The following is a 14,311-nucleotide window of genomic DNA, read 5'->3' as shown; positions in this document are numbered from 1 at the left end:
TGAAAGTGTCGCAGCGCAATTTTTCCTGCGTCCTAACGCGCTGATACTGCGGGCAACCTGAAATGCCCCATGCGAAGCAAACTGTTTGTTCCCGGTATTCGCCCCGAGCTGTTCGACAAGGCTCTTGCCAGCCAGGCGGATGCCATCTCGATCGATCTGGAAGACTCGGTGCCCGAGGCTCGCAAGGCCGAGGCGCGTGCCTTGGTGGCCGCCTTTCTAGACTCGGCAGCGCTGCGCGCCTCAGAAAAGTGCATCATCGTGCGTGTCAATTCGCTCGATTCGCCGCACTTCGATGCCGATCTGCAGGCCCTGCTGCGACCGGGTCTGTCAATGGTCAATCTGCCCAAGCCCGAGTCGGCGGCCGACATCCGGGCGGCCGCAGCAGCGCTGGCTGACGTCGAGGCCGCCCGCGGCATCGCGCAGCCGCTCGCGCTACTGGCCAATATCGAAACACCGCGAGCGCTGCGCCATGCCGCTGAGATCGCCTCGGCCCATCCCCGCGTGGCCGGGCTGCAACTGGGACTGGGCGATTTATTCGAGCCCTTTGGCATCGCCCGCAGCGACCGGGCCGCCGTCCATGCGGTGATGCTCGCGCTGAGCCTGGCGGCAGCCGAGGGCGGCGTGATGGCCTGTGACGGTGCTTTTGCCGATTTACAGGATGCGGCCGGCTTTCTAGCCGAGGCGCAGATGGCCCATCGTCTGGGCTTTGTCGGCAAGAGCTGCATCCACCCGAGCCAGATCGCGGCCGCCAACGAAGTCTTCCAGCCCGGCAGCGCCGAGCTGGCGCACGCGCAGCGCGTGGTCGAGGCGGCCGAAACGGCGGCGGCGCTTGGGCGCGGCGCCTTTCTCGTCGACGGCCGCATGATCGACCCGCCATTCCTCAAGCGTGCCCAGCGACTCATTGCCGCGGCTCGCTTCTCCGCGCGCTGACGCTGCGCTTCCCACTCCGTTCTGGGCTCTCCGCCGAATGACTCTTTTCTCCATTGCGACACGGCCCGTACTTTTGCTCGCTCGTTGGCTCCTGTTGCTCGCCATGCCTATGCTGGCTCAGGCGGGCGAGAGCCTGGCAACCGTGCTCGAGAGCCGGCTCCCGGCGCTGGCCGCCCCTGTCGACGCCCTGCTGAGCATCGAGGGGCGGCCGCTGGCGCTGGGGGCGGGCAAAGCCTGGTTGCTGGCACCTGATGCTCAGAGTTGGCAGCCGCTCGATGCGCCGTCCGGCGGCGCCATTGTCGGTAGCGCAGGAGCCGAGGCCCATACCTTTGTGCTTCGTGCCGGTCGTCAGCCCGAACGGCCAGCCTATGTCGAGCGCTTGAGTCTGACGCAAGGGCGTCTGCAGACTGCACAGCTTCCGCCGCTGCCTGTGCCGCTGGTGAGCGCGCGCATCGCCGTGCTCAACGAGGTGCTCTATTTGGTCGGCCGCCAGGCCGATGGCCAGGCTCGCTGGCTCCAGTACAAACCCGGCAACACGGCCTGGGCGCGCCTGGCCGACTGGCCCGGCACCGGGCAGCCCACCTCCCTTGTCGCTCAGACTGCGGCCCTCTTCCTCAGTGTTGTCGATCATGGGGGAGCGACGCGCCTGCTGCGCTGGTCGAGCGACCAGGGTTGGACCGAGCGCGGTACGGTGCCGGGCCGAGTGCTCAGCGGCGCCGGCCGCGCCATCGGCCAGGCCCATGTGCTTTATTTGCTGGCCGATCCCGCGCGGCCCGACGGGCCGCCGCGCTTGATGAGCTTCCAGACCATCACCGGGTCCTGGGCCAGGCTGTCGACCCCGTCCGTCAGAGTTGTGGGCGAGGAGGCGCCGCTGAGCACCGCCTGGAAGAACGGACTGGTCTGGTGGCAGCCCGGTGCCCATGCGGCGCGCGGCGAGTTTCTATTCGCCGAGATTCAGGCGGGCAAACATCTGCTGCGCTGGCTGGACTGGCTTGTGATCGCGGTCTATCTGGCAGCGATGCTTGGCATCGGGCTGTACTTCTATCTTCGCGAGAAGCGCAACTCAACTTCGGACTTCTTTGTCGGCGGCCGAAGCATTCCGTTCTGGGCTGCTGGCGTCAGCCTGTATGCGACCAATACCAGCTCGATCAGCTTCATCGCGATTCCGGCCAAGGCTTTCGAGACCAACTGGCAATATCTGACCAACAACTTGATCGCCGTCGTCGGTCTGATGTTTGTCGCCGTCTGGATCGTTCCCTTGCTGCGCCGGCTCGATCTGATGTCGGTTTTCCATTACCTTGAGACACGCTTTCATCCGGCCATCCGGATGTTAGCCAGCGCGCTGTGCATCCTCATGCAGGTGGGTAGCCGGATGAGCGTGGTGCTGTTTCTGCCAGCATTGGCGATCGCAACAATCACTGGTCTGGACGTGGTTTGGAGCATCCTGATCATGGGCGGCTTCACAATTGCCTACACCGCGCTGGGCGGAATGAAGGCGGTGGTTTGGACCGACTTCGTACAGGTCTTCGCGATGATGGGTGGTGCGATCTTCGCGATCGGCTTCATCATCTACCAGCTCAATGGCGGTTTCGAAGAGTTCTGGCAAGTGGCGATGATCGAGGATAAGACCAAGTTATTCGACTTCAGCTTCGATCTGACCAAGGCCACGGTCTGGGGTTTCATCTTCCTGGTGCTGTTCGATGTCGTGCTGACCTTCCCAAAAGATCAGGTGCTGATGCAGCGCACCTTGTCGACAAAGTCAGACAAGGAGGCAGGCCGGTCGATCTGGGCTTTCGCCGCCATCATGATTCCGGGTGGGTTCGTCTTCTATTCGATCGGCACGGCACTGTTCGTTTACTACCGGGCCAACCCCGAGCGGATGAACCCGATGCTGTCGATCGACGCGACTTTTCCGCTGTTCATTGCCGCCGAGCTGCCGGTAGGTGTCACCGGCTTGATCATTGCCGGCATCTTTGCCGCGGCAATGTCGACGTTGTCCAGCATCATCAACAGTGTGGCAACGCTGGCCTCGGTCGACTTCTACGAGAAGCTTGCCAAGAACCCGACACCCAAGAAAAGTGTGCTGTTCGCCGAGATCATCACGGTGGCCGTCGGCTTGGCCGGCATCGGCGTCGCGCTTGTGCTGTCGCGCTACGACATCCACTCGTTGTTCGATGTCTCGATCGAATTAGCGGGGCTGCTCGGCGGCGGCTTCGCTGGCGCCTACACCCTGGGCATGTTCACGCGACGAGCCAACTCGCAGGGGGTGGCCATAGGGATCGGATCCAGCATCGTCTTGACCACGATGGCCTGGTCAATGGAGCTGGTCCATCCCTATTTCTACCTGGCGATCTCGATTCTGCTGTGCATCGTCATCGGCTATCTGGCCAGCTTGCTGTTCCCGGCGCCGACGCGCTCGCTGAAGGGCCTGACGATTTATGCGGACCAGGCCTGAGTCGCCCGACAGTCGTGCGAATCGCAACGTCTGGGGAGCTGGTGCTGGTGTAGCCTCGGCGATCTTGAGGCGAGACCCGTGGACACGCAATTCCTGAACACCTTTGTTGCCGTGGTCGACCATGGGTCGATGGCGGCCGCCGCGCGGGTGCTGAACATCACGCCGGCCGCCGTGGCCCAACAGATCCGCACACTTGAGCGCGAGATCGGTGCGCCGTTGATCGCCCGAGCCGGACGCACCGTCAGTGTCACCGAGCCGGGCTCGCGGATTTTGCAGCGCGCACGCGACTTGCTGCGCGATGTTGCCGATCTCGGCGCTGTCGCCAATGACGACGCGACCGCCGGCGAGTTGCGTCTGGGTGCCGGCACCAATGCGCTGACGGGCATGCTGCCCGACATCCTGGCGCGCATGGTGGAGAAGTTTCCGCGCATCAAGGTCTTCATCAAGCCAGGCTACTCGCCCGAGCTGCATCGCTGCGTCGAGAGCGGCGAACTCGATGCTGCCATCGTGCTGCAAGCCCCCTTCATCCTGCCCAAGACATGCGATTGGGAGCTGCTGCGCGAAGAGCCGCTGGTGGTGCTGGCGCCGGCCTGCATGGCAGGTCGGGACCCTCACGAGCTACTGGCCAGCCAGCCGCTGATCCGCTACGACCGCCAGCAATGGGGTGGACGGCAGGCCGACCAGTACCTGCGCCTGGCCGGCATCGTGCCGCGAGAGCGTTTTGAGCTTAACGCGCTGAACGCAATCGCAGTTATGGTCGATCGCGGCCTCGGTGTCTCGCTGGTACCGGACTGGGCGCGCCCCTGGCCCGAGGGGCTGCAACTGGTGCGCATTCCTCTGCCGCGGGCCTTCGAGCCGCGCCGCATCGGTATCGTCTGGTCGCGCTCGACGATACGCATCCGCCTCGTCACTGCATTTCTGCAGGAAGCCCGCGCGGCGATGCACACGCACCAGGGCGCGGGCTGCTGAGTCGCTGTAGCGCTGGCAGCCACCAGGACGAAAAGAAAGCTGTCGTGTGAACGTAGCCGCATCTACTTCCTGGGCGACGTGACCGCACCCAGACTCTGCCTCTCCTAACAGGAGACAACATGAAGAACACGTCTACCGACCCGAAGGTCGAAGCCCCTGCGATGTCCTCGCTCGATTGCCCCGGGCCGTGGCCCGGCGAGCCTGCCGCAATGAGCCGGCGTGGCTTGTTGCGCGGCGCCGGAGGTATCGGCGCGGTCGTGCTCAGTGGCTTGAGTCTATCGGCCTGCGGCGGAGGAGACGCACAGGCCGCGACACCTCCACCAGCCCCGCCGCCGCCCGGCCCCTCAGCCAGTTCGATCACCGAGATCAGCTTCGCCTCCGCGGTGCTCGGCGGCACGCGCTACGTCAAGGTCTATCTGCCTGCTGGCTATGCCGGTTCGGGGCTTCGCTACCCGGTCGTCTACATGCTGCACGGCCGCGGCGACAGCCTGTCAGCCTGGGGCCGCAACCAGGCCATGTTCGACGAGTTGATCGCCGCCGGTACCATTCCGGCCTTCATCGGGATCATGCCGGACGCCCCGTCCAGCGACCGCGGCGGCTACTACGTCGACTCTGCCTACAGCAATGCAAAGCTGCCCGGCGCCAAGGTCGAGACCGGCATTATCAACGAGCTCCTGCCCTATATCGATGCGAACTATCGCACCATCCAGCACCGCGAAGCGCGAGCTCTGGCGGGCTATTCGATGGGGGCTTACGGTGCACTGCGCTATGCGCTGGTCTACCCCGAGCTGTTCAGCGGCAGCATTGTGATGAGCCCTGCCGTCTACACGCCGCTGCCGCCGGCAGGATCGAGCACGCGCGAGTTCGGGGCTTTCGGCAGCGGCGACACCCTGTTTGTCGATGAGATCTATCGGTCCAAGACCTACCCGGCCTTACTGCCGGGCTTTGCCGCGAAGAACATGGCGCTGCAGATGTTCATCGCTGCCGGCGACGACGAGTACAAGGAGCCAAATCCGGCCGAGGCGCTCAATGACATCGACATGGAGGCGCATCTGCTGTTCAACCGGGTTTCACGCATCGGCAGCATCAAGGCCCAGCTGCGCATTGTTGATGGCGAGCACGACTGGCCGATCTGGCAACCGGCGCTGCGCGAAGGCCTGCCCTACATATTCAAGACCATGCGTAAGCCCGAGTGAGCGCGCGCCCGCTCGGGGCGCGGCAAGCAATAAACACTACTGGCTGAACATAGCGCAGCGTAGTTTTTCTTTGCTTCCGCATCACTGAGACTGCGGGCGTCCCCAGCTCGGGACGGTCGGCGCCGCATCGACCGCGACGGGCCGGAGCCCCGGGCCGCAAGGCCGCGGCGATTCCCCGTCCTTCCCCAAACAGAGACAAAACAATATGAGACAAGTCCCTTCCTCCCTGACCCTTTTGATGCTCGCCTCGGCCGTTTCGTCGGCCTATGCCCAGCCAGCAGCGGCGCCTATGCCCGCCAGCGCCGCGAGCGCGCCGGACGCGCAACCGCAGCGCCTTGGCACCACCATCATCACCGGCTCGCGCACGGCCAAGGCGATCGACAAGATTCCTGGCGCCATTACCGTAGTCGGCAAGGCGGAGGTGGCCCACACGCTGGCGCTGACCGAAGATGCCAGCGCGGTGCTGGCGCGCAGCGTGCCCGGCTACTCGGAATCGTCGCAGGCGATGAGCAACACCGGCGAGACCCTGCGCGGCCGGATCGCGCTGCGCCTGTTCGATGGCGTGCCGCAAGGCTCGCCCTTGCGCGAGGGTGGCCGCAGTGCCACCTTCACCGACATGGGCGTGGTTGGTCGCATCGAGGTGATCAACGGCCCGTCGGCCTCGGAGGGCGTCGGCGCCGCAGGCGGCATCATCAACTACATCTCGAAAACGCCGACCAAGCAAGGCAACGAATTCGAGCTGATCACACGCTATACGACCCAGGGGCATGACGACAGCGGCGGCTTCAAGGTCGGGCTGAACTTCATGCGCAAGGATGAGAACTACGACCTGCTTGTGTCGGCCTCTCGCATTGACCGCGGCATTTCCTATGACGCGCAGCCACGCCGAGTCGGCCTCAATACCAGCGGTTCGGTGGCCGATTCCAAGGCAAACAACCTGTTCGTCAAGGCCGGCTTCGATTTCGGCACTGACAAGAACCAGCGCGTGCAGGTCTCAGCCAGCAACTTCAAGATCGAAGGCAAGGGCAACTACTACCTGGTCGAGGGTGACCGGGAGACCGGTTCGACCAATACCTCGGAGCGCGGCCAAATTCCCGGTTCGCGGCCCGAGTTCAACGACTTCAAGCAATACACGATCTCCTACCGCCATAACGAGCTGTTTGGCGGCGTCTTCAGCGCCGACGCCTACATTGCCGAGCAGGCGATGCGCTATCCGGCTGAGAACGGTGAGGATCGACAGGACCCACTGATCGCGCCGCTCGGCCAGCTGTGGGACCAGTCGGAGATATATACGGAGAAGAGGGGGCTGCGTACCTCGTGGACGCGCGCCGACATCTTCGCGGTGCAGGGCCTGGAGCTGCGTGCCGGTGTCGACCTCGTTGAGGACGAGGCCCAGCAACGCCTGGCGCTGACCAATCGCTTGTGGGTGCCGCCGATGCTCTACAAGAGCACAGCGCCCTATGCTCAGCTCTCCTATGACCTGGGTCCATTGACACTCAGCGGCGGCTTGCGTCGCGAAGACGGCACACTCAGCGTCGACAGCTACACAACGACCTTTTATCGCAACCGGGTCAATGTGCAGGGCGGCAAGCTGGGTTACACGGCCAATCTGCCCAACATCGGCGCCGTGTTGCGCCTGCCCGAGAGCTGGTCGATGTTCGTGTCGACCGGCAAGGGCTTCAGCCTGCCCAACGTCGGAATCCCACTGCGCAATATCAACAAGCCCGGGCAGTCGGTCGATGGCATCCTCGACTTGCAGGCCATCCTGGTCAAAAACAAGGAGATCGGCGTCAACTGGCGCGGCCAGAGCGCCAGCTTCAGCGCATCCATTTATGACTCGAGCTCAGACCTCGGCGTGTCGCTTTCCATCGACCCGGTCACGAATGATTTCGTGATGAATCGGGCACCGGTGGACATCAAGGGCCTAGAGTTTGCGGGCGACATCGACCTGAACAGGCAATGGAAGCTCACCGGCCTTTTCTCGCGCATTCTCGGCAAGACAACCTTCGTCAAGGACGGTCCGCTTGACAAGCGCATGGGCGTCAATGACGTCAATCCCGACAAGTTCGCGACTTCCGTGACCTGGAAGTATGCGCCGCAGGGCGATGTGACCCTGGGTGCGACGCGCTTGATGTCTCGCGACCTCAACATCGGCAAGAGCGGCGAGGAGCGCACGCGCGGCTACACCTTGTTCGACCTCGGCGCCAACTACGACTTCGGTCGCTACGGCAAGCTGACCGCCGGTGTCGAGAATCTGACCAACAAGTTCTACATCCTCAGCTGGTCGCAACTGGCGGGCTACAAGAACTTCTGGTCCGGGCGCGGCCGCGTGTACTCGATTACCCACACGTTCAAGTTCTGAGCTTCATCGGGGCGGGGCCGAAGTCCGGTTTCCTGTCCCGCTCTTGCACCGATAACTCGACTTCGACCCTGCCTCCATGAACACGCCAAGCAGCACCATCCTCGTGGCAGGCTCTGCCAATCTCGACTTCGTGGTCCGCGCCGCCCATGTGCCGGCGCCCGGCGAAACGGTGCTGGGCCGGGACCTGGCCACCTTCCCCGGCGGCAAGGGTGCCAACCAGGCGGTGGCCTGCGCGCGAGCAGGCGGCGTGGCCACACAGATGTTGCTGGCGCTGGGAGACGATGCCGCCGCCGCGCCCATCGAGCACTCGTTGCGCGACGCCGGCGTGCATTTGCATGTGCTGCGGGTTGCGACCCAGGCTACCGGCAGCGCCTTCATCTGCCTGTCCGACCTGGCGGAGAACGCGATCACGGTTGCGCCCGGCGCCAACCAATGTCTCGGCGAAGAGCATCTGCCCTCGCTGGCTGGCGTCAGCCATCTGCTTTTGCAGCTGGAGACGCCGATCGAGACCGTGACCGACTATGCCTGCCGCGCTCGCGCGGCCGGCGTTCGGGTGGTGCTGAACGCCGCGCCGGCCCGCGCGATCCCTGCTGCGCTGCTCGGAGCGATCGACGTACTGGTTGTTAACGAGGGCGAGCTGGCGGCGATCGCCGGTCCCACAGCTCATCTGGCCGAGGCACTGGGCCGTCTGGACGTGCCCTGCGTCGTCGTGACTTTAGGGGCCCGCGGTTGCTGCGCGAAGCTGGGCGACAACTTCCATCTACAAGCCGGCTTCGCGGTCGATGCGCTCGACAGCACGGCCGCCGGCGACACTTTCTGCGGTGTGCTGGTGGCCGCGCTGCACCAGCGGCTGCCACTGCCTCAGGCGCTACGGCGCGCCAGCGCGGCCGCGGCGCTGGCCTGCACCAGGCTCGGTGCCCAGGCCAGCGTGCCGACACAGCAGGAAGTCGACTCCTTCCTGCGGGCCCGCGCGGATACCGAGGTGTGGGACGAATCCCTGGCCGAGTACTGCGGCCTGTCTGGCGCACTTGCCTGATCGATACCCACTTCCCGCTTTGCTCTCTACGATAGCCGCATGACTTCCGATACCGACCATCTGTCGCCGCCAGGCGACGACGACCGACGCCCAATCGCGACCGAGTTCCGCTTCTCCCATGTGACCACCGGTCGCTACCTGCCTACACCGGGCAAGGCGCCCGGCTGGCCTTTTGCCGAGATTGGCCACTGGAAAATGGATGCCAAGGGCACGGCCGAGGACTGGATCCGCGAGCTGATCGACTGGCGTCGTGAGCACCTGATCCGGATCGGCTACGACGACGCGAACTACCGCCGGTCTGAGCTTCAATGGGCGCAACGCAACTTCGTCCACGCCCAAATGATGGTCGAGGATCGCTACTTCTACGACCCTTTGAAGGGCGAGTACACGGTCGACCGCTATCTGGACGATCTCGAGGCCCGCTTTGGCGGCATCGACAGCGTACTGATCTGGTACATCTACCCAAATATCGGCGTCGACGACCGCAACCAGACCGATCTGGCGCACGACCTGCCCGGAGGGCTGGCGGGCTTGAAGGGCGCGATCGACGCCTTCCATCGCCGCGGTGTGCGTGTCTTCCTGCCGACCAAGCCATGGGACAACGGCACGCGCTCGCAGGCTCAGCGCGACTGGCATGCGATCGCCGATGTCATCCGCCAGGTCGGTGCGGACGGCATCAACGGCGATACCTATAACGGCGTGCCACGCGCGTTCTTCGATGCCTGCGAGGCGGTCGGCTGCCCGATCGTGCTGCAGCCCGAGTCGACCATCTCGTCGGAGGAACAGCTGATCTGGAATGTCCAGAGCTGGGGCAAGAAGGTGCCGGACGCAGTGATCCCCTCGGTGGCCAAGTGGAAGTGGCTGGAGCCTCGCCACATGATCAATGTGGAAAACCGCTGGGGCCGTGATCGCAGCAACGACCTGCAGTACATCCATTTCAACGGCATCGGCTACAACGCCTGGGAAAACATCTGGGGCATCTGGAACCAGCTGACGCCGCGCGACGCAGAAACCCTGCGCCGCATCGCGACCCTGCAGCGCGCCTTCGCTCCCTTCATGGTCAGTATGGACTGGCGGCCCTATGCGCCAACACTGCAGGCCGGCGTTTTCGCCAGCCGGTTTCCGTTAGAGGGGAGGGTTTTGTGGACCCTGGTCAATCGCCACGAGTACGCGATTGACGGCGAGCAGATGGCCCTGCCGCATGTCGAGGGGCGACGCTACTACGACCTCTGGAACGGCACCGAGCTGCGGCCGCGAATCATCGCCGGCCAGGCTCTGATCGAGCTTGGCTTGGAGTCGCGTGGGTACGGCGCGGTGCTGGCGCTTGATGCCGGGCAGTCGAGCGATGGGCTGGCCGCCCATCTCGAGCGGGCCGCCAGCTTCGCGAAGACGCCGCTGCAAAGCCTGTCGGCGCAATGGCGTGCGATCCCGCAGGCCCTGGTCGAGATCGCAGCGACGGCCCCGCAGGCCGTCGCGCCCGCAGGCATGGTCACTGTCCCCGCCGCCGAGTTCGACTTCGTGGTCGGCGGCATCGAGATCGAAGGCCAGACCTGGGCCGGCGTCGATGTGCAGTACCCTTGGGAAGACAGCGCCCGCCGTGGTCACCGCCGCCGCTTGGTGCTGCAGGGCTTCCATATCGATCGCCATCCGGTGACCCATGCCGAGTTCAAGCGCTTCGTCGATGCCAGCGGCTATGCGCCACGCGACGCCCACAATTTCTTGCGCGACTGGGTAGACGGCGCGCCGCGCCCGGGCTGGGAGCACAAGCCCGTCACCTGGGTCGGTTTGGAGGACGCGCGGGCCTATGCGGCCTGGGCCGGCAAGCGACTGCCGCGCGAATGGGAATGGCAGTATGCCGCTCAGGGCCAGGATGGCCGGCTCTATCCCTGGGGCAATGCCTGGGATGCCACCGCTGTCCCGGCGCCCGATCTAGGCCGTACGATGCGTGCGCCGGCTGATGTCGGCACACATCCGCGCGGCGCCAGCCCTTTCGGCGTCGAGGACATGGTCGGTCATGTGTGGCAATGGACCGACGAGTACCGGGACGAGCACACGCGCGCGGCCATCCTGCGCGGCGGCAGCAGCTATCTGCCGCAGACCTCGCACTGGTATTTTCCGCAAGCGTACCGGCTCGACCAGCATGGCAAGTACTTGTTGATGGCGCCCTGCAAGGACCGCTCGGCCGGCATCGGGTTCCGCTGCGTGGTGGACGCCCGATGAACCGCCCGCTGCCCGCCCAGCAGTTCACTTCGGCCAACCAGATCGGCGGCTTGCTGGGCCGCGCACTCGAGGCCAACCGGCGCGGCCGCCTGAGCCGGTTCATCACCGGCTCGGACAGCCCGGCGATCGCCATCTTCGACCCGGCGCGCGTGGCGCAGAACCACGAGGGTGACTGGTACGGCGAACATGCCGGCAAATGGCTGGCCGCCACCGCCAAGGCTTGCGCGCGATCACAGGACCCGGTGCTGACCCAGCAACTGCGCCATGTGGCCGACCACCTGGTCGAGCGCCAGCAGGCCGACGGCTATATGGGCACTTATGCGCCCGAACGCCGCTTCATGGTGCCGCAGCCGCCCAAGCCGCTGAGCTGGAACGGCGAGCCGGCGCTGCGTACCTGGGACATCTGGACACACAGCTATCTGCTGCTGGGTCTGCTCGAAGCCCACCGGGTGCTGGGCGAGCCGCGCTATCTCGCCGCCGCACGGCGCATAGGCGATCTGTGCTGGCACAGCATCGTCGACCGCGGCATCGACATCACGACGCTAGGCAACCATCACGGCATGTCGGCCACCGTGCTGCTCGACCCGGCCGTCGACCTCTACCTGGCGACACAGGACCCGCGCTATCTGGCCCTGGCCGAGACCATTCTCGAGCAGGCCGATGCGCATCCACAGCTGGCCCTCCTGCGCCGCGCGCTGGCCGGCGTCGACGCATCCGAGATCGCCACCGGCAAGGCCTACCAGTTGGCCTGGAACCTGGTCGGGCTGGCCAAGCTGCACAAGGCAACCGGCCGCGACGATTGCCGGCAAGCCGTCGACAATCTGTGGCGCAGTATCCGCGACCATCATCTGAGCCTTGGCGGGGGGCCTTGTGGAGGCGTCGCCCACCGTTCGCGCGAGGTCTTCAATGCGCGCGGCACTTTCGAGCCGCAGGCCTATGTCGAGACTTGCTCGACCTTGGCTTGGTTGCAGCTCAACCGTGAGCTGCTGGGCATCAGCGGCGAGGCCTTCTATGCCGAGGAGATCGAGCGCACGGCCTATAACGACCTGCTAGGCGCAATGGCACCCAACGGTGAGGACTGGTGCTACTACTCGTTCCCGAACGGCCGGCGCGTTCACACGACTTACTGGCGTTGCTGCAAGTCCAGCGGCGCGCTGGCCGTCGAGGAGCTGCCGGCGTTGGCCTATGGCGTCACCGCCGATGGCGGCCTGAGCGTCAATCTCTACAGCCCGGGCAGCGCCGCCGTGCAACTGCCTGCCGCCGGCACGGTACACATCCAGCAGCGCACGGGCTACCCATTTGACGGCCGCGTGCACCTTCTTCTCAGCGAGGTTGAGCGCAACGTCGCCTTCCCGCTGCAGTTGCGCATCCCGGCCTGGGCCGAGGGAGCTCAGCTCAAACTCAATGGCGAGGCGTTAGGACTGCGTCTCGAGCCGGGCCAGTTTCTGCGGGTGGAGCGCCGCTGGTGTAGCGGAGACGAGTTGCTGCTTGAGCTGCCGATGCCCGTGGTGACGCACAGACGGCTACAGCAGAACACGCAGGAGTCGCGCGCGCCCGATGGTTCGCCGGTCGAGCAGCAGGTGCTGCGCTTCGAGTACTTCGCCTTGAGTCGCGGGCCGCTGGTCTATGCGACAACGTTGATCGACGGTTTCAAGACCGAGGAGACGATCCGGCTGCCCGATACGCCGCCGCAAGAATGGCTCGAGGTGCTGCCGGTCGCGCGCGGCGACGAGGGCCCCGAGATCCTTCTGCATCTGGGCTATCGCCCGCCGCTGACCTTCAGCCCCTATTACCGCTGCGGAGGCCGTGAGGACGGCAGCTGGCGTCTGAGCTGGCTGTCGCTGGCACCCCCACAGGCCCGCACCGCCACCGTCAGCACGAACACCCCCTGATTCCGATCCATGGCAAGCAAAGCTTCACCGACAGACCACCCGCGGGCCGACCGAACTGGGCCCCGCGGCCCGCTCAGCGGCGTGAGGGTCCTCGACCTCAGCGCCTATATCGCCGGGCCCTATGGCTGCTCGATCCTGGCTGACCAGGGTGCCGAGGTCATCAAGATCGAGCCGCCCGACGGCGACAATTTGCGCAGCTATCCTTCGACCTTGCAGGACGAGAGCCGCGCCTTTCTCGGCGTCAACCGCAGCAAGCTCGGCCTGGCACTAGACCTAAAGAAGCCCGAGGGTCTGGCCGTGCTGATGCGCCTGGTTCGCGAGTCCGATGTGCTGGTCCATAACTTCCGCCCCTCGGTGCCCGAGCGGCTGGGTATCGCGCACGAGCAGCTTAACTTGATCAATCCGCGTCTGGTCTACTGTGCCGTCACCGGCTACGGCGAAGGTGGGCCGATGAAGGACAAGGCAGGGTATGACCAAGTGCTGCAAACCATGACCGGCATGTGCGCGCTGCAGGGTAAGCCGGGCGGGCCGCCGGAGATCATCTATGGCTCGGTGGTCGACTATTACGCGGCGGCTCTGGTCGCCTCGGGCGTGGCGGCCGCGCTGTTCGAGCGCGAACGCAGCGGCCTGGGCCAGTATGTCGGCATCTCGCTGCTGCGCAGTGCCCTGACGATGCAGTCGGCCCGGCTGATCTGGGCCGAGGGCGAGCCGCTAGACATCGGCCGCGATATGCGTTCTGGCGGCGTCACGGGCATTCACCCGACGCGCGAAGGGCATCTCTACGTCTCCGCCAACACTGCGCGCTTTTGGAAGGCGCTTTGCCAGAAGGTTGGCCTTTCTGAACTGGCTGATGATCCGCGCTTTGACAGCGTGCGCAAACGTGCCCAGACCGCCGGCGAGTTGGTGCCGAGGCTGCACCAGGCCTTACGCCAGCGTACTGCGCTCGAATGGGAGGCGCTGTTCGGCGACGAAGTACCTTGTGCGGCGGCGCGGCGCATCGAGGACATGTTTGATCACCCTCAAGTGCTGGCCGAGCAGATGGTCAGCACCGTAGAGCATCCTGTGTTGGGCCGGTATCGCGGGTTGACGCGGTCGATCAAGTTCGGCCGTACCCCTGGCCCTGAGCCGTTCGCTGCACCGCTGCGTGGCCAGCATGCAGATGAGCTTCTGTCTGAGCTTGGTTACAGCGAAGACGAGCGACAGCGCCTGCAGTCCAGTGGTGCGCTGCGCTGACCGCAGATCAGCGTACAG

General features: G+C 65.1%; 9 protein-coding genes. All 9 read left to right on the top strand.

The genetic code is table 11. The annotated features are described in order from the left end of the window. The first annotated feature begins 69 nt into the window (after nucleotides 1-69). The 9 genes from OOZ63_RS06900 (at nucleotide 70) to OOZ63_RS06860 (ending at nucleotide 14,293) form a co-directional block, all read left to right on the top strand. Nucleotides 70-930 (top strand): HpcH/HpaI aldolase/citrate lyase family protein, encoded by an 861-nt coding sequence (locus OOZ63_RS06900; protein ID WP_266004687.1) that lies wholly within the window; start codon nucleotides 70-72, stop codon nucleotides 928-930. Between the two features lie 103 nt (nucleotides 931-1,033). Next, on the top strand, nucleotides 1,034-3,385 hold the full coding sequence (locus tag OOZ63_RS06895) for a sodium:solute symporter (RefSeq protein WP_266004686.1): 2,352 nt from the start codon (nucleotides 1,034-1,036) through the stop codon (nucleotides 3,383-3,385). 78 nt (nucleotides 3,386-3,463) lie between these two features. Then, on the top strand, nucleotides 3,464-4,354 hold the full coding sequence (locus OOZ63_RS06890) for a LysR substrate-binding domain-containing protein (RefSeq protein ID WP_266004685.1): 891 nt from the start codon (nucleotides 3,464-3,466) through the stop codon (nucleotides 4,352-4,354). Nucleotides 4,355-4,473: 119 nt separating this feature from the next. After that, nucleotides 4,474-5,550, top strand: a complete 1,077-nt coding sequence (locus OOZ63_RS06885) for an alpha/beta hydrolase (protein WP_266004684.1) — start codon at nucleotides 4,474-4,476, stop codon at nucleotides 5,548-5,550. A 205-nt stretch (nucleotides 5,551-5,755) separates the two neighbouring features. Continuing rightward, the gene (locus OOZ63_RS06880; protein ID WP_266004683.1) at nucleotides 5,756-7,912 is read left to right on the top strand and encodes a TonB-dependent receptor; all 2,157 of its coding nucleotides are present in this window, start codon (nucleotides 5,756-5,758) and stop codon (nucleotides 7,910-7,912) included. A 76-nt stretch (nucleotides 7,913-7,988) separates the two neighbouring features. Continuing rightward, a complete protein-coding gene (locus OOZ63_RS06875) occupies nucleotides 7,989-8,948 on the top strand; it encodes a ribokinase (RefSeq protein ID WP_266004682.1) in 960 nt (319 codons plus the stop codon). Between the two features lie 39 nt (nucleotides 8,949-8,987). Beyond that, nucleotides 8,988-11,168, top strand: coding sequence for an SUMF1/EgtB/PvdO family nonheme iron enzyme (locus tag OOZ63_RS06870; protein ID WP_266004681.1), 2,181 nt, complete (start codon nucleotides 8,988-8,990; stop codon nucleotides 11,166-11,168). Then, a complete protein-coding gene (locus OOZ63_RS06865; RefSeq protein ID WP_266004680.1) occupies nucleotides 11,165-13,060 on the top strand; it encodes a glycoside hydrolase family 127 protein in 1,896 nt (631 codons plus the stop codon). The genes OOZ63_RS06870 and OOZ63_RS06865 overlap by 4 nt, the downstream gene beginning before the upstream one ends. Before the next feature lie 9 nt (nucleotides 13,061-13,069). Beyond that, complete coding sequence (locus OOZ63_RS06860; RefSeq protein WP_266004679.1) at nucleotides 13,070-14,293, top strand: CaiB/BaiF CoA transferase family protein; 1,224 nt, start codon at nucleotides 13,070-13,072, stop codon at nucleotides 14,291-14,293. The last annotated feature ends 18 nt before the right edge of the window (nucleotides 14,294-14,311 follow it).

The sequence above is a fragment of the Paucibacter sp. PLA-PC-4 genome (assembly GCF_026241155.1).
Taxonomy (GTDB): domain Bacteria; phylum Pseudomonadota; class Gammaproteobacteria; order Burkholderiales; family Burkholderiaceae_C; genus Roseateles_E.
The sequence above is the reverse complement of the archived record's forward strand: the minus strand, read 5'-3'. Positions and strand labels throughout refer to the sequence as shown.